13 protein-coding genes and 1 riboswitch are annotated in these 17,393 nt (G+C 51.2%); of the genes, 10 read left to right on the forward strand and 3 right to left on the reverse strand.

What is annotated here, in order from left to right:
- The first annotated feature begins 949 nt into the window (after positions 1-949).
- The 3 genes from BZG25_RS14360 to BZG25_RS14370 all read left to right on the forward strand — a co-directional run bounded on the left by BZG25_RS14360 (position 950) and on the right by BZG25_RS14370 (position 4,868).
- Entirely contained in the window at positions 950-2,929 is a 1,980-nt protein-coding gene (locus tag BZG25_RS14360; protein ID WP_046075596.1) for a replication initiator protein RctB domain-containing protein, read from the forward strand.
- 274 nt (positions 2,930-3,203) lie between these two features.
- Entirely contained in the window at positions 3,204-4,079 is an 876-nt protein-coding gene (locus BZG25_RS14365; RefSeq protein ID WP_338013044.1) for a DMT family transporter, read from the forward strand.
- A gap of 159 nt (positions 4,080-4,238) precedes the next feature.
- A complete protein-coding gene (locus BZG25_RS14370; protein WP_077579449.1) occupies positions 4,239-4,868 on the forward strand; it encodes a GNAT family N-acetyltransferase in 630 nt (209 codons plus the stop codon).
- Here the strand turns inward: BZG25_RS14370 and BZG25_RS14375 are convergent.
- Entirely contained in the window at positions 4,836-7,094 is a 2,259-nt protein-coding gene (locus tag BZG25_RS14375; RefSeq protein ID WP_198535234.1) for an EAL domain-containing protein, read from the reverse strand. The genes BZG25_RS14370 and BZG25_RS14375 overlap by 33 nt on opposite strands.
- Before the next feature lie 478 nt (positions 7,095-7,572).
- On the opposite strand from BZG25_RS14375, the gene BZG25_RS14380 reads away from it, so the two are divergent.
- The 4 genes from BZG25_RS14380 to BZG25_RS14395 all read left to right on the forward strand — a co-directional run bounded on the left by BZG25_RS14380 (position 7,573) and on the right by BZG25_RS14395 (position 12,360).
- On the forward strand, positions 7,573-8,355 hold the full coding sequence (locus tag BZG25_RS14380) for an HAD-IA family hydrolase (protein WP_077639316.1): 783 nt from the start codon (positions 7,573-7,575) through the stop codon (positions 8,353-8,355).
- 18 nt (positions 8,356-8,373) lie between these two features.
- Positions 8,374-8,637 carry a DUF3081 domain-containing protein gene (locus BZG25_RS14385; protein WP_074214461.1) on the forward strand — a complete coding sequence of 88 codons (264 nt, stop codon included), beginning with the start codon at positions 8,374-8,376 and terminating at the stop codon, positions 8,635-8,637.
- A 73-nt stretch (positions 8,638-8,710) separates the two neighbouring features.
- Positions 8,711-10,606, forward strand: a complete 1,896-nt coding sequence (locus BZG25_RS14390; protein WP_077639317.1) for an ATP-binding protein — start codon at positions 8,711-8,713, stop codon at positions 10,604-10,606.
- Positions 10,603-12,360 carry a bifunctional diguanylate cyclase/phosphodiesterase gene (locus BZG25_RS14395; RefSeq protein ID WP_077639318.1) on the forward strand — a complete coding sequence of 586 codons (1,758 nt, stop codon included), beginning with the start codon at positions 10,603-10,605 and terminating at the stop codon, positions 12,358-12,360. The genes BZG25_RS14390 and BZG25_RS14395 overlap by 4 nt, the downstream gene beginning before the upstream one ends.
- A 48-nt stretch (positions 12,361-12,408) precedes the next feature.
- Here the strand turns inward: BZG25_RS14395 and BZG25_RS14400 are convergent, their stop codons facing one another.
- Positions 12,409-12,543, reverse strand: a complete 135-nt coding sequence (locus tag BZG25_RS14400) for an entericidin EcnAB (protein WP_077606658.1) — start codon at positions 12,541-12,543, stop codon at positions 12,409-12,411.
- A gap of 127 nt (positions 12,544-12,670) precedes the next feature.
- Positions 12,671-12,771: riboswitch (TPP riboswitch) on the forward strand.
- A 61-nt stretch (positions 12,772-12,832) separates the two neighbouring features.
- On the opposite strand from BZG25_RS14400, the gene thiD reads away from it, so the two are divergent.
- Complete coding sequence (gene thiD, locus BZG25_RS14405; protein ID WP_077639319.1) at positions 12,833-13,684, forward strand: bifunctional hydroxymethylpyrimidine kinase/phosphomethylpyrimidine kinase; 852 nt, start codon at positions 12,833-12,835, stop codon at positions 13,682-13,684.
- 113 nt (positions 13,685-13,797) lie between these two features.
- Here the strand turns inward: thiD and BZG25_RS14410 are convergent, their stop codons facing one another.
- A complete protein-coding gene (locus BZG25_RS14410) occupies positions 13,798-14,823 on the reverse strand; it encodes a potassium channel family protein (RefSeq protein WP_077639320.1) in 1,026 nt (341 codons plus the stop codon).
- Between the two features lie 174 nt (positions 14,824-14,997).
- Between BZG25_RS14410 and BZG25_RS16215 the strand changes: the two genes are divergently transcribed.
- Positions 14,998-16,098, forward strand: coding sequence for a methyl-accepting chemotaxis protein (locus BZG25_RS16215; RefSeq protein WP_305794099.1), 1,101 nt, complete (start codon positions 14,998-15,000; stop codon positions 16,096-16,098).
- 80 nt (positions 16,099-16,178) lie between these two features.
- Positions 16,179-17,081: a homocysteine S-methyltransferase family protein gene (locus BZG25_RS14420; protein WP_077606662.1), complete on the forward strand. Its 903-nt coding sequence runs from the start codon at positions 16,179-16,181 to the stop codon at positions 17,079-17,081.
- Positions 17,082-17,393: the final 312 nt, after the last annotated feature.

Below are 17,393 nucleotides of genomic sequence, written 5' to 3' on the forward strand. Positions count from 1 at the left end.
GGCCTTAATGGATGCTAATACTTGATCATGCTTTCGAGAGTAAAGGCGCTGTTGGGGAAGCATGATCAAGCAGAATTATGGGTTAAATCATCGGCAAATCTGCGCGATGTGTCTCTGTATATTACGGAACAATGATCAAGACTGGCTGTAAAGACTACCAGCCTGTGCGGTTGTTCGGAACGATATAGTCGAACCGCCAAATTACGGATAACGTCAGGTGTAACAAGGGATCGAGAAGGATCCGGGCATTCCATCCATATCACGTGGACTAAACAACGGTTTACATCAAGATGATCGAACAGCACGATCTCATACATGATCATTGTTCCACTAACCGGACACATACATTCCTATGGCAGTTATACTGTCAATGTCATTTCGATTTGGAGGATGAGAGTGAAATAGCCGCTAGACTTATCGGCAACATGCACGCTTTTTCATCAAATCAGCTAAAAAAGCGCTGTCTTGATCATTGTTCCTAAGCCTCATTAGCCTGATTAACCACCGAATCCAATAACGTCATCACCCGCGACATCCTATAGCTGTGGATAAGATGTGTATCACGCTTGATCATTGTTTCAGTTATTATCTGATCATTAATGCGGTAAGCTGTTGATCATTGATGCAGGCCTCACTTGATCATCGTTGGTGCATGATGTTGATCATGCCTCCAAGACATTGATGATCATGCTTTCGAGATGGCTGAAATTATAATTCATAAAAATCATGGTTTTATAACAAACCAGCCACTCGGATCATAAGATCAGATCATCAAATTAGATCAGAATAATCATAAAGATCAGTTAAAAAGCGCAATAAAAAAGATCTTTCTTTTTGGGTCTTTTTTTATTAGTCTTTCCCTGGAAGAGTGATCGATTTACGGTTTCCGTCACCTCAATTTAAAAAAAATGCGTGTTGAGTATCCCCGTGACAAAGGATTTAAGCTGACATGAGTGCCAGTAAACCCGAAAAAATCTTGATAAAAGCCCCTCGTTCCCACAAAGACGGGCATTTGTTCGCCGTACACGATCAGTTGATTGATTGGCTTGCACAGTATGAGCACTTTAAAGGGGTAACCAAAAGTATTCTAGAGCTACTGAACTTAATTTCAGTACGCGGTTTTGCCTCTCAAGACGGGTATGTATCCACCACAGAATTGGTTGACGCAACAGACGGGCAACTCACTCGCGCAGCCATCCAACAACGACTCCGTGCCGCTGTCCAGTTAGGACTGTTCATTCAGCAACCCGTGAGGTTTGAAGAAGGACTCGCAGGCAAAACCATGCTGCATCAGTTTGTTAATCCCAGCCGATTGATTTCATCACTCGGCAGTGCAGGCTTGATGACAGAAAAAAGTCGCGATGCCGTCAAGCAAAAACGGTCGAAAGCGTTAGCGCAAACGCAAGTTAATCGACAATTGCTCAGTGAGCATGGACTAGGCACCCCTCCGATGATGCCTGGTGAAAAAGATCAAATTTTGGTCTCGCCGACCAGTTGGGCTGGGATCATTGATCAAGCGCTTGCTCCACCGCGAACCAAAAAGGGTTATCAGAAGTCGATGGTGGCGATCAGCGGCACTAAGGCGATCATTGAAACGCGATCGGCTAAGTCGATCATGACGGTTGATGATCTGATGACACTGTTCGCCCTGTTCACCCTCACGGTGCAGTATCATGATCATCATTTACCCAATTACGAGTTACAGACCCAATCTATAGGCAACAAAACACCGATCTATATCACTGATATCCTGCAGTTACGGGGTAAAAAAGACAGTGGTCCTGCGCGTGATGCCATCCGCGAGAGCATTGATAGAATCGAGTTTACTGACTTTCAGCTTCATGAACTAACAGGTCGTTGGCTGAGTGAAAACATGCCAGAAGGGTTCAAAAGTGACCGATTCCGGTTCTTAGCCAGAACCATTACCGCTTCCGAGGAAGCGCCCAAAGAGGGTGAAGACGGTGAGGTCAGGATCAAGCCCAACCTTTATATCTTGGTATGGGAGCCCTCGTTCTTTGAAGAATTGATGACGCGTGATTACTTCTTTTTATTCCCACCAGAAATATTGCGTCAGCATACCTTGGTGTTTCAACTCTATTCGCTCTTCAGAAGCCGTATGTCGCGTCGACTCGAAGATACCATGCTACTTAGCGAGCTAAACCAAAAAATGGCCCGTAATATCGAATGGCGCCGTTTTTCCAGTGATTTAACCCGGGAGCTCAGAAAGCTGGCTGAAGGTAAGGTGACAGAGTCTGTGTTTGCGGTGAACTTGTGGGGATATCACTTAACATTAACGCGCGAAGATGAAGAGAAAAAATATCCTGACTATCGCATGGATATAAAGTGCAACGTCGACGAAGTGATCCGCTACTCTCGTGCCAAAATGTATAACGAGGGTAAACGCTCGTTGGCCCCCACTATGCCCAATCCGCTGAGAAATGAGATCCTTCCTAGCCAAGACCTTGATCAGCTTTCCGGGATCATTGATGGCGAGTTTGAACCGATTCAGCGCAAAGAGAAGAGCAGTGGCCGGTTAGGGCGTCGTGTGAAACAACGTAAGCACTTGGTTGAGATTAATGCGGATGAGCTGACCATTGTGCTCTCAAAGTATACGTCTGAGGAGGCGTTGCAACGAAGCATTACCGCGCTGTCGGCGATGACAGGCCATCCTTCCTCCGTGATTACCGAAGAATGTCAGGGTTATCTCGAAAAACTGGATTGGTTGCGGGTCGGTGATCAGGTCGTCTCCTATGAAACGCTCAGCCGTACGATTGAGTTTTACAATCAACAACAGCTCGATAGACATCTTTCTATTGAAAAGTTGATATCTGGGTTAGCCGTGCGAAGAAAAGTCTGTCAGCGCGTGTTTGAGGGCCATCTCGATGGGCAAGTGCTCAAGGCCTTGGATGACATAGCGATGGGAGGGTAGTGACCGATTTTGCAGGTTGTTGACGTGGTAATGACACAACCTTTGATGAGCGGCGTAAACTACTCACTGATAGATACCTTTGTCCTATTGGGTGCCTTGATGGCACCATTTGGCTAATCACTTGCCGAGCGGGCTTTGCCCGCTTTTTTCTTCCTTGCCAACGATGATGCGTTTCCCTCTTTGTCGTGGGGTCACGTCAGCTATTGGTTTTATTCTGCGTTTTACAGTGTAAACTGCCTACTTTCTTCCACGCTATATTGGGCTTTGCGAGGCCATGATGCCATTTCTCTTGCCATTGGCGGCGGTGCTCATTTGGTCGGTCAACACGATTGTAAACAAGATGTCTGTCACTGTGATTGCACCGGGTGCGATGGCATTCTATCGGTGGTTTTTTGCCATTTTGGTATTAACGCCGTTTTGTTTACCGACATTATGGCGCCAACGACGTTCGGTGCGTTGCTATGCACCACGTCTTGCCATTCTAGCGCTGTTAGGCATGGTCACTAACCAATCCGTTGCCTATTTTGCTGCGCAAACCACGACGGCGACCAATATGGCGCTGATTATGTCGTTGGTGCCCATGTTGAGCTTGTTGATCAGTGTGCCTGTGCTGTCACAGCCGTTGACGATGCGTGCGATCCTCGGGGCCGTGTTATCCTTCGCTGGCTTGGTGTATATGCTAACGCTGGGCAAACCGCTTTCTCTTTTTCACGCAGGCGCGTCGGTGGGAGACGGGCTAATGCTGGTATGTGCGTCCTCGTATGCGCTGTATTGCGTTTTACTTAAACGTTGGTCGATGGCGCTGTCCAATTGGGTGTCTGTGTATGTACAAGCTGTATTTGCGGTGGTGATGTTGTTGCCCGTTCTGTGGATGGCGCCCAGTCCCGCCATCCCCGCTGACGCCTATCCGCTAGTGGGGTTTGCCGCCTTAGGCGCTTCCGTGCTTGCGCCTGCGATTTGGCTAAACGCTATCGCGCTCAATGGGGCGAGTCGAACGGCGATGTACATGAACCTTTTACCCGTGATGACTGCGGCTATTGCAGTGGCGGTACTGGGAGAAATACTGACTCAGTATCACATCCTCGGTGGAGGACTTGTGATGCTGGGCGTTGCCATATCACAGCAATCAAGGCAGCCGTCCTGTCAGTAACCGTCTACACTCAATTAAGTGGGTTCTTTGACGGAGGTCGCCAATGTGGTGGTTAATTGAGTTAGACTGGGTACCCTTGTGGGTCATACCGACAAGCGGTCGCGCTGAGCGGACAGCGTCGTCGCCCATCATTTGGTAAAGAGAGAGCAATAATCTTACATGGATGTGGATGTATCTGAATGTTGCGTCGTCACCATTCGGCCTGCGCAGCGCAACGAAGCGCGCTACTTTTGGCGTAATATATATTATTCCCGTGCTTGGAAGCAGTATGATGCGCCGTATACACCGATAGATCCGGTGTCGTTTTGGTCGTTTCGTTTTGGGCTTTTTCGTCGTTTCATCGTGGGTGACACGGCGCAGGTGATTTGTGTGGACAATAAGCCTGTGGGTTATGTCACCCTGTATTGGGAAGACAAGCGCACGCGTTGGTTGGAAGTGGGGATCACTATTTTCGATCCTGTCCACTGGGGCAAAGGTATCGGCCGACGTGCTCTGACGCAGTGGATTGACCAATTGTTTATTCGCCACCAAGTCAACCGAATCGGCTTGACCACTTGGTCGGGGAACACGGGGATGATGCGCTGTGCTAAAGCACTAGGGATGCGCGAAGAGGGGCGCTTACGCGCCGTCCGTTATTATCAAGGTGAGTACTATGACTCACTCCGTTATGGGGTATTGCGCGATGAGTGGTTGCAGCAAGCTGCGCCAGTGCGTCAAAACGGTCCCTCGTCCGCCAACACCCTGGCCGCTGTCGCCTCAACCATGCACCAAGACCATTCGCTGGTTTGATTGCGGCAGTAACCAATCTTCAAGTGCTGTCCGTTCAATCGGCCGAGAGAGCACATACCCTTGCAAGTAGTCACATTGGTGTTGGCGCAGCCAGCATAGCTGCTGTTTCGTCTCGACGCCTTCTGCTACTACGGTTAAACCGACGGCATGTGCCATGGCAATCATTCCTCGACACAGGGGCGCCGCTTTACCGTTAGGCTGATCGATATCCATAATAAAACTGCGATCCATCTTAATCACGCTAAACGGATATTGGCGCAGCAGCGAGAGGGATGAATACCCGGTGCCAAAGTCATCGAGGTACAGTTTTATTCCCAGTGCGTGAAGCTGACGCAAGTTCCTCCCCACCGTTTCTGAGTGCTCAAGTAAGGCCGTCTCCGTCATTTCTAACCCCAGACACTGAGGCGCGAACTGGTGCCTGGCGATCAGTGAGGCGACGTCATCGGCGAAGGTGGCTGACTGACACTGCTTGGCGGACACATTCACGGTGATAGAAGGGCATTGATTGGCAGGGAAGCGGGTGTGCCAGTTATCCAATACGTCGGCGACTTGCTCGAGCACCCAGTCGCCAAGCTCAATAATATAACCGGTTTCTTCTGCGATTGGGATGAACTCTGCGGGCGAGATCCGCCCTAGCGTCGGATGCTGCCACCGGAGCAGTGCCTCTGCATGGCTGAGTGTTTCTTGTTCGCCATCAAAAATAGGTTGAAACATCAGATGAAACTGCTGCTGTGCCAACCCTTTTTTTAAGTCTTGTTCGACAATAAAACGTTGCTGGACTTTGGCAAGCATGGCCGGCTGGAAAATCGCGAGGCGTTCACGGGTTTGCTTGGCGTGATACATGGCAATATCCGCCTGCTGAATAATATCCGTCACCGACGCATTGGCCTTGTTAACTGATGCAATACCAACGCTGGCGGACAAGTTAATCATATGGTCGTCCACCTTGTACGGTGTGCTGAGTGCCTGCAGCAGGTGCTTGGCTTTGGTTTGTGCTAATGCCAGTGAACTGTCGGCTTTAAGCAAAATGATGAATTCGTCGCCCCCAAAGCGAAATACACGCTCGCCACTGACCGATTGTGTTAAACGTTTGGCAACCTGCTTAAGGAGCTTATCGCCCGTTACATGACCGAGAGAGTCGTTAACCACTTTAAACCGATCCAGATCGATAAACAGCAAGGTAAAGTGCTCGCTGTACTGGGCGCTTACTTGCTCAAGTGCGCCCTCCAAGGCATGGTCGAGCGCCGCTCGGTTTGCCAGTCCAGTTAGACTGTCGTGCTGGGCTTGATGGGTGAGTTGGCGGGTCTGCTTGTTGACTAGGTGTTGTGCTAATGAAAGTCGATTGGCGTATGACCAAAAACTGGCAAGAACCGATAAGCCGAGTGACAGTACCAATAGTCCAACCAGCACCCCGTAGAGTAGCCCCGTGTGCAAGCCGCGCAGATGGGTGAATCTAACCACTAACCCTTCTTCGCTGCCGGCAATCGGAACAGTGATATCGGGTGAGTGAGTATTTCGCCATTTTTGCAATGCTTGCGTTGAGTGCGTGGTAAACATTTGCTGGTGGCCAAAGGCTTCGCGGGCGATTAGCCCCATATCGGGCGCGGGGGTGTCATCTTGCCAGAGTGTGGGTAGAAAGGTATCAAAATAAAGTGTGGTGGAGAGAAAACCGGCTAATTGGCCGTCTCGTGCAGTAATGGCCGCGAACCAACGCACCCCATGTCCTTGCTCGTCGTGAATCAGTCTTGCCACCGGTTGGCGCTTAAAATAGGCACGCTCCATGGTGACGGTATTCTCGCATTGCGCATCCGCGCGCCAACCTAAATATCCCTCTGCTGCGGCTTTGGGGGACAAGTAAAGCGCGGGAAACGTATCACCTCGCATCACCCACTGGCAGGCGTGGTTATTGAGTGGCGGAAAGGGGTGATAGTGACCTTGTTGCGCGGCAAACTGTTTTAACTCAGCGCGATTGACCCGAGGTAGCCACATGACGCTATCAAGCCCTGAGCGCTTTTGGGTATGGTTATCGATAAAGGCATGGAATTTATCACGCGTTGGGCCGCCTTCTTGTTGCAGATAAAGCTGCGCCGATAGTTGTAGCTCATAGAGCTGAGAAAACGCTTTACTGAGTGCGTGACGCTGCTTTTCAACATCGGTAGAAAATCGGCTTTGCTGACGCTGGTTTTCCAAGGTATAGACTGACCAACCTGCGATCAGCGCAATCATAATAACCGTTAGGTAACGCCATAGAGGCTGTGAGGAAAAATACCGCATATAAAGAATACATCGAGTCTCACTATCGAGAGAGACAGGGTAGAGTGCATCGATGACAATCTGTGCCTATTTAGATTTCATTTTTGTGACAAAGCGATGGTTTTCGATCGCAGGGCGCAGTCAGCCGATCAAAACAATCGTCAAAAACGTGACGGTTTTTTATACAGGGTTAAGGTCGGTATCGGTGAGTGCGAAGATATGTAAATGTGAAATTGATCACGGTATGGTTAGGGGCTTGATTCGCCTCTGAAGTTTGGGCGCAATCGGTCAGTTATACAATTTTGTCTCGGTGATTCGATACATTCTGCCTGCGGTTTTGGTAGGACGCGTTCTCGTTCTCTGCTAACTTTCAAAGACTCGTTGGATAGCAAGTCCGATCCACCGTTCCCTTTCCTTTCTGGCGATAACACACTGATTGTGGAGGCGTTCCATGAAAAAATTGGAGAATATCTCTGCGATATGCTTTGACTTAGACGGCACGATCGCAGACCCTTTTGATGATCTTTATGACGCTGTCCTCGGCATGTTGCGAGGGTTTAATTTGCCAGAGGAAGAGCCCAGTGCGATTCGAGACTGGATTGGTGATGGTGCGGATTTATTGATCCATCGGGTGCTCACGCGACACATTGATGGGCGTGTTTCCACCACTGTGCTTAATCAAGCGCGGGCTTTGTTTTTGTCCTCCTATCTGGGCAATAAACCGCCAAAAACTCGACTCTATCCAGGAGTGCTTGCTTGCCTTGAAGGACTCTCTCAGCGCCAGTTCCCGATGATATGTACCACGGACATGCAAACGGCGCATGCGAACAGCCTTCTTAGAGCGCTTGGGGTCAGCCATTTTTTTACCCGTATCTTAGGAACGGATGCGATCGCGGCCGGAAAGCCGGATCCCGATAGTATTTATGAGGCGGCTGCCATCCTCGCGGTTCAGCCCACGGAGTTGCTCGTCGTCGGTGATGCCGTAAACGATGTTCACGCTGCCAGGGCAGCAGGCTCACCCGTCGTGTGTGTCGATTATGGCTATAATTACGGTACGGCGATCCAAACGATGGGGCCAGACACTACCCTTGATACATTGGCATCTTTGCCCAATATTATTTCTAAGCCGAGCCGGCTCAATGTGGCAGGCCATGCATTGGCCTCTCCCCCGGTATTGGCAGGGCCGCTTTGTAGTCGTCGACAACGACTGGGAGGTGGAGCACAATTTCGCTAACACAGCCAGGAGGGAAGCGTGAAAAACGAACTCAATCCTACGCACCTACTTCGCGCTTTTGAGATAGTGACAGAGTATGGTGAAGAAATTGAAGATGGACACCGCCTAGATGGCATCGACGCTTTCTCAGATTATGACGGCTATACCATTTATTTAGCGGGTAATGGGGTACAGTTACGCGTGGGGTTCCACAATACCTATGACCTTGACTATGAGCATGAAAACCTGAAAGAGCAGTTCCTGAAGAAGGTGGACGCTTTGGTCAAAAATTACAAAAAGTAACCACGATAAAACCTCTCTAGGTACGTGGTATAACGCCCCAATGGATGGGGCGTTTTTTGTTTGAGGCGGGAAAATGAACGAGCAATCAACCATGGACGGTAGGTGTGCACGCGGCTCACAGGCTCATTATAAAGCACTGGTGGACAGTGCTGCGGCAGCCATTTTAGTGATTGATGAGAGAGGGATTATCCTTGACGCCAACCCTTTCACCCATACTCTGCTTGGCTACGCGCAAAACCAGTTAGTTGGTCAGGATGTTGAGTGTTTAATGCCCCCTGAGCATCAGGGCAAACACGGCCAGTACTTAAAGAAGTATCTGTCCACCGGTGAACCCAATGTGATTGGTACTGGTCGGCGTGTTATGGCAAGGCACCGTGAGGGACATTTAGTGCCTGTCCACTTGGCAGTGAGCGAAGTGTGGGTCGATGCGCGACGTGAGTTTATCGGCATTATGTCTGACTTAAGCGCATTAACCCATGCCCAAGCCACTGTTCAGCACGAGCGAAATAGGCTGAAAACCATCATCGATGCGATCGGCAATCCTGTGTTTGTCAGAGAATTAGGTGGTCAATATGCGTTAGCAAACCGAGCCTGTTTGCAAGCGGTGAATGTTGACCATGTTACCCAATTGGCTGAGGCGTTTGGTAAAGCGCTTCCTGATGGCATGCGTGACACCCTCAACGCTCTCGATCACCAATTGACTGCCGACGGTGGGCCCGTCCACATTGATGTGACACTGCGCGATGGCCGCACCTTTAAGCTGGCGAAAACCCTGATTCATCACCTTGCCGGTGAGCCTTACGCCATTGTCACTGTGGCTTATGACGCCACCCCACTTTTACAGGCCATGCAAGAGGCTGAGCGCGCCAATCAAGCAAAAAGTGATTTCTTATCGGCGATGAGCCACGAGTTACGCACGCCGTTGAACAGTGTTTTGGGTTATGCGCAGTTATTGCTTAAATCGCCCGATCCAACCCTTTCAGACAGTCAGCACCAGTATGTTGAACAAATCCACCAAAGTGGCCGTCATTTGCTTGCCTTGATCAATGATGTCTTGGATCTGGCAAAAATTGAGGCCGGCAAAACCACCATTAACCCGACCTGGTACCCAGCTATGGCACTGGTCAATGATGCCATTCACACGTTAGCGCCACTTGCCGAACGACAAAAGGTGAGCCTACAAAGCCATTTGCCTCAAGGGCTGGACGGAGAGCTTTATGTGGACCCGATCCGGTTTAAGCAAGTATTGATTAATTTGCTTAGCAACGCGGTCAAATATAACCACCCTCAAGGAAGCGTATGGGTTGACGCACGCGAGGCCGGTGGCAACCTCACACTTTGCGTCAATGACACTGGGATTGGCATTGCATCTGATCAGCTAGCCGGCTTGTTTGAGCCCTTTAATCGTCTGATGGCAGAAGATTCACTGATTGAAGGCGCGGGGGTTGGCTTGGCCGTGACCCATCAACTGGTGGCAAAGATGCAAGGCCGTATTGAGGTAACAAGTCAAGTGGGTGAGGGGAGTTGTTTCTCCGTCACTTTCCCTTATCGGTCAGCGTTGTCATCCGCCGGCTCAGAGGGCAAGGTGTTGCGGCAGGCAAGTTTATCCTTAAAGCAACCTCACCGTGTGTTGTATATCGACCGAGACAGCCATCAGCAGCGACTGATGGCTGATTGCTTTGAGGATTGGCCCTTGCTGACATTGCATTGTGCGCATGATGTCTCACTGGCAGACGCAATGGCACACACATTGGCGCCGTCGCTTTTGATCATCAATGGCGATGATGCTGCAACGCTCCAGGATCATGGGTTGCAATTCATTGAGGGGAGATCCGTGATTGTGCTTGAAACGGAACAAAACAAGCCTCACCACCTGCATACTCCCTCATCGTTTAAGCGGCTCCAGCACCCCGTATCGTCATCCGATCTTGCTGCGGCTATCCAATCGTTACTGGAGGACAGGGAATGATAAAGTCATCATTACAAGCGACTATTTTGATCATTGACGATCGGCGGGAAAACATTGACTTGCTCTCTGCCATGCTCAAGCAAGCAGGATACCAGCACTTGATTGGCTTAACGGATCCGAGTTTGGTCACCGATCACCTTTCCCCAGTTCCGGATCTTATCTTACTCGATATGCGTATGCCGCAGCGCTCAGGACTTATGGTGTTGGACGATCTTAACCATGCCCTCGGTGAGCATTGCCCGCCGGTTATGGTGCTGACTGCAGATAACGATCTGAATTTGCGTAACCAAGCCTTGTGCCGCGGAGCGATTGATTATATCAGCAAGCCGTTTGATTATGACGAAGTGCTTCAGCGTATTCATAATCTGCTGCAGTTACAGCTCAAAACGTTAAAACAGCGAGACCAGGCCGCGCGCTTGCAAATGTTGGTGAATAAACAAACCGCCGCGTTGCGTGCCCTCTCTCTCACCCATTCTTTAACAGGGCTCCCCAATCGTCGAGCCTTGTTAGATGCAGCGGAACGACAATTAATGCGAGGCTCCGTCACTGTGCTCATGATTGCGCTTGATGGGATGGAGGCAGTGACCCAGCACCAAGGGCACTTAATGACAGAGGCCCTGTATAAGCACATTGCGGAGCTGCTGGCGAACAGTACGGTAGCGCGCTCGCATCGAGTGGGAGTGTGGGATAGCTCGAGACTAGTGATGCTGATTGAAGGCGAGGGTGACGATGCGGCGCAAAAAGCGGCGAGGATTCACCGATTGATCAATGGGCACCACACGTTAGAAGGGCGGTTAATGTTCTTACATTGCCATATTGGGATCAGCCGCGCCCATTCTGAAAACGAGGATGTCGCCCAGCTTTTTCGCCAAGCGATTTTAGCCATTCCAACCAATGAGCAGCCTGTGGCTGAGTATCAACCTGAACTCGATAATAAAGCCCAGCGTGAGCATTTGATCCGTACTGAGCTCGGCGCGGCCTTGCAAAGTAACCATCTATCCTTAGTGTATCAACCTAAGTGGCGACTTGATGGGGGGCTGCTGGTGGGGGCCGAAGCATTACTGCGCTGGCAACACCCAACGCTCGGGGCGATAAGCCCCGCCGAGTTTATTCCCATCGCTGAGCGCAGTGCCGATATGATGCAACTGGGCGATAAAGTGTTAATGATGGCACTGGAGGCGGTGGCGCAATGGCGGGCTCGCGCCCTGGTTGACGAGTGCTTTCATTTGTCGGTAAATGTGTCTGCCCAGCAGCTCCGTCATGGTTTTGCCGAGAGTGTGCTGGCTCGCTGCCATGCGACAAATATCCCGCCGGCCATTATTCAATTGGAAGTCACGGAATCGGCACTGATCCAGCAAATCTCGGTGGCATTGCGAGAGCTACAACAATTGCGGGAGGCTGGTATGCATATCGCGTTGGATGACTTTGGCACCGGATATAGCTCATTGAGCTACCTTAAACAGTTACCCGTTGATTGGGTTAAACTCGACCGCAGTTTTATTCAAGACCTAGCCACTAACGCCAGTGACAAACACTTGGTGGGTAGCGTGATTGATTTGGCGCATGGGTTTGGTCATGGCGTGGTCGCCGAAGGGGTGGAAAAAGTCAGCCAGCAGCAGGTGCTGCAGACGATTGGCTGCGACCAAGTACAGGGCTTTTTATATGCAAAGCCGCTTGCTATAACCGACTTTGAGCACATTTTATCGCAAGGTAGACACGCGATGAACGCCGAGATCTCGCCTACCGCGCATTAAATGACGCCTCGGTGCGCTAGATTTGGCCCGCACCGAGGTCACTCTGAATTATTCAGTGGCTTCATGGACGGTTTCTTTAGTGTCCTCCCACACTTTTGATGAGTCTTCTTTTACTCCTTCCCAGGTGTTTGAGCAGCCGGCAACAAATAAGGTGGTGATCACAAGCAATAACGATAGCTTCATAGGAACTCCTGTTCGCACATTTTTTGTCACGCGTATTTTACGCATTACTTATCCTACTCGAACCTCGAAAAAGGCTCCAGCGGCGAATAATACGCTTGCGCTTTGCTTGTGGGGTTAATATCCTGAACACAGTTAGTCGGGGAGCAAGTGATTGCTGAGACTGCGAAAGCAGGACCCGTAGAACCTGATCCAGTTAGCACTGGCGGAGGGAACTGACTCGTTCAGCACACGAAGTGGCACATTCTGGCTCGCTTTGTCTCCTTCCGCCCCTGATGAATAAGGGGCCATTATGAACCTATCTCCACCTGTTATTCTTACCATCGCCGGCTCAGACAGCGGTGGCGGTGCCGGCATTCAAGCCGATATTAAAGCGATTTCAGCCACCGGCGGTTATGCGTGCTCGGTGATCACCGCGTTAACCGCACAAAACACCTGTGGCGTTGAGGCCGTCTCGGCGGTTGATCCTGGTTTTGTCCGCGCCCAGCTAGATGCGGTGTTGTACGATATGCCGGTGCGTGCGGTGAAAATCGGCATGCTCGCCAACCAAGCGATTATTCGCGAAGTAGCCGCCGTGCTGGCGCGATCGCCTCACTTACCGGTGATTTTAGATCCCGTGATGGTGGCCACCAGCGGCGATCCTTTGTTGGATGAACACGCCATGACAGCGTTGATTGAAGCGCTGATCTCACGCGCAACCGTGCTCACCCCCAACTTGCCGGAGGCGGCGCGATTAACCGGTCAGCCTGTCCCTACCTCCATTGAGCAAATGCATGCGTTAGTCCCCGCCTTGCGTCGCCTCGGCTGCCCGTACGTGATGCTCAAAGGCGGCCATTTACACCACGTTCCTGAAAGTGTGGATATGTGGATTAGCCGAGATACTTGCCAAACCCTGAGCGCCCGTCGGGTTGAGACCGCGAATACGCACGGCACAGGCTGTTCACTGTCTGCCGCTATCGCCTCGTTTTACGCCCAAGGGATGACGCCTATCGAGGCCGGGCGCGCGGCGAAGCATTATCTCACCGACGCCTTGGCGCATAGTCAGCAGTTAAAGGTGGGAAGAGGCGCGGGGCCTGTGCATCATTTTTACGCCTACCCAGTCGAAGCGCGTCATCACGATGCGCAAGAAGCCTCAGTCGAATAGGCCGTTTTTCGCGAATAGGGCACGTAAAGCGAGTCCGCCGCTGCTAAGGTGAAGCGGCGGACTGCTCGGGAAAGGCTAACAGCCAGTGTCGCGTGTGATAAATGGTGTCCGAATCACGCCGCCGACCAATGCGGTAAACGCTCGGCAGCAATGTAGAACACGCGATCGCCGGGGGCGACGTCTGTTTTAAGGTTGGGGTTAAGGGTAATACCTTCACCTTTGTCGAGACCAATTAAGGTTGCATCGTATTCATGCTTTAATTGATTGAACAAGGTGCCCACATCCGTGGCGCTCGCATCGGTGGGGTAACGCGCGCAATACTGTGTCATCCCTTGTGCGGTGCTTAATAGCTCGTGATGTAACTGGCTGGAACCCGGGTCGACAGCGGCTTTTGCCAGCATTTCCACCGACACAGACGGCACACACTCGGCGTGCGGATAGTGCTGTTTTAATATTTGGCTGAGTGCATCATCTTGAAAGTAAGCGAGCAGATGCGCGGACGGGTTTTTGTGCGCGCAGAACAGAGCCGCAGACAGGGTAATATCGTCTTCTGGGTTATCGATAATAATGCTCGAAGCACTATCAATCCCCGCACGGGCAATCCCCTCGGCATCGGTAAAGCTGGTTACACGCACAAATTCCACCTCGCCGGGGAGCGGGTTTTCCATTTCGGGACGCACGCAAAGCACAATCGGGCGATCGCCATGCACACCGCTTTGTAGTAGGCGAATGAGCTGGATAGTGCGTTGACCATTCCACCCCAACACCAGAATATGATTTTTCACTGTAAGACTCCGTTTTCCTTGTAATCCACGTCGCCAATAATCGACCAACGCACTGGTTACATGCCCAATCACAACGGCGAACAGCCCTAGCCCACCGGGAATAATCCAAAAGGCGGTAATCCACTGTCCTGCTTCTGTCGCTGGCGAATAATCGCCATAGCCGACGGTGGACGCTGTGACCATTAAGTAATAGATATAGCGGCCGAGTGACTGGGTCATCTCTGTTTCACCGGCGCCGTGTAAAAGTAGCCAGCCAATCCCGCCATAGGCGAGTACCACCAACCCCAAAATACGCCCGTCTAAATGCGCGAAGTGGCTGATAATCCAACGTTTAAAAAGCAACCAAAAGGTCATAGCGTTTCGCTCATTTTCTGCAGAAACGCCAGTATGGCGGGAATTATTATCGGTTTACAGTGTAAATCAAACGATTGGCGCAAAATGGATCACATTTCGCTTGGCTCATCATACATCGCCAATATTAAGCGTTAAAATATTATAAAAAGCTTAATTACTTAATTGGGAGTCAGCGTGTTTATATCTCGTCGTCAACTTGAACAAGAGCAGCAAAAACAAGTCGCTCTGCAGCAAAAAATTGAGCAGATCAACCATACCATCGACGCGCTGAATGCAGAGAAAGAGGCATTGCAGGCAGAGTTAGCCACCGTAGAGAAAAAACGCCAAACGGGAAAAGCCATCGACGCCAACTTATGCCACTTCGGTGACTCAATCAATGCGACGCAATCGTCTCTGGCCACCTTGGCAGACACCATCAACGGTGAAAAAGAACGGGTAACGGACGTGAGCCATCAGGCGGCGTCATGTGCCGAACAAGTCAATGATCTTGCGCGTCATGTGCAGTCGTTATCCGCGCAATGTCAGCAATCGTCGGAAGCAATTCGTGCGCTCGACCAGCATGCCCAAGAGGTGAGCGGTATTGTGAAGTTGATTCGCGATGTCGCCGATCAAACCAATCTTTTAGCGTTAAACGCAGCGATTGAAGCGGCACGTGCCGGTGAGCAGGGTCGAGGGTTTGCGGTGGTCGCCGATGAAGTGCGTAGCTTATCAGAACGTACAGCCAGCGCCACGCAAGATATCACCCAGCTGGTCGAGAAGATTCGCGCTGGGAGTGGGCATGCTTGCACACTCACCGATCAGCTTGCCAGTGACGCGATTGAATATAGCGAGCAAGGCCAACAGGTGGCCGATGCGATGGCCACGCAGAGTGAGCAAGCACAGCATAGCCGTACCACTATTAAAGCCTCTGCGCTGCGTGCTTTTTGTGAACTGGCGAAACTTGACCATATTAGCTTTAAATTTGCGATATACCGCGTGGTGCTGGGTGAAGACAGCATGACCTCGGACGATATCACCGATCACACCCAATGCCGCCTCGGCCAATGGTATGAACAGGGTGAAGGCCAGCAGTATTTCGCACAGTTGCAAACGTTTAAAGCCATTGCCGTGCCTCACGAGCAAGTGCATACCCACGCGAAAGCAGCGGTGGCAGCGTTTCATGCTCAGCAACCCGAGCAAATGGTCACTGCATTAAAAGAGATGGAAAGCGCCAGCATGACGGTGATTGATAAGCTTGAACATCTCGCGATTGAAGGCAGTGAAGAGGTAGCGTAACAACGGGGTGTTAAATCGATAAGCACATGGTAACCTCAAGCTAAACTAAGGATAAATAGCCGAAGGAGGCTGAAGTTACCATGACATCGATAGCGTTACTCGATGGCGGCCTAGGGCAAGAAATTTATCAACGTGGGCCGGATGTGAGCTCGAAGCTTTGGTCGGTCGCGGTGATGTTAAAACATGCCAATATTGTTAAAGACGTGCACAAAGACTTTATTCGGGCCGGTGCGAAAACGCATACCCTGAATACCTACCCAGCGACCCCCACGCGTCTGGCCAAAGCGGGATTGAGCGACAAAATAGACATTATTTACCAGAAAGCCTTCGAAGCGCTGCAGCAAGCGGTGGATGAGACAAGCGCCGATGTTGATATTGCCGGCTGTTTGCCGCCGCTGGTGGGCAGTTATCTCGGTCAGCCGCAACGCAGCTTTGACGATATGAAAGCCGAGTTCTGCCACATTGCGCGTCTGCAGCCTCACGTGGATGTGTTTTTAATCGAAACCATGACCAACACCCTAGAAGCGCGTGCAGCGTGCGCCGCCGCCCGTGAGCAAGGTAAACCGTTTGGGGTTGCGTTTCGGTTAGAGCCTAATGGCGCACTCCGCTCTGGCGAGTCGCTAGAGCAAGCCATGCACGCGGTCACTGAATATGCACCGACAGCAGTGATGCTCAATTGCTGCGACCCAGAAGTGCTTACCACGGCGATGCCAAAGATGGCGACCCAGGCTGACATTGTGGGTGGATATGCCAACGCGTTTAAATCGGTAGAAGACATGGCCAAAGGCAGCAAAGCCGATGCCCTGCAAGCGCGGGAAGATCTCTCCCCCTTAGTCCACACCGAGCGCGTACAACAATGGATTGCCGACGGTGCCCTGGTGGTCGGCGGCTGCTGCGAAATTACCCCCGCGCATATCCAACACCTCGCACAAACCCTTGAACAGTCTCACGAGATCATCAAGTTCTCGCAGTTAGCAGATTAACTCGTTCCCACGCTCCGGCGTGGCAATGCATACCGAAGCCGATGTACCACTCGTTCCCACGCTCCCGCGTGGGAATGCATACCGAAGCCAATGCACCACTCGTTCCCGCGCTCTGGCGTGGGAATGCATACTGTAGCCAATTCACCACTCGTTCCCACGCTTCTGCCGCGTGCTCTAAGAGCTGGTTTAAATCAGATGGCTGGTGGGCAGGGGAGTTGTCTGCAGGGGTGAACAGGGGAGTGTGTGACGTACGCATAGGGAGTCTCCTTTAAGTGATTGATGTGGCTATGCGTATCGATGACATATATCTGA

It is taken from the genome of Salinivibrio sp. ML198 (assembly GCF_001996015.1).
GTDB lineage: Bacteria > Pseudomonadota > Gammaproteobacteria > Enterobacterales > Vibrionaceae > Salinivibrio > Salinivibrio siamensis.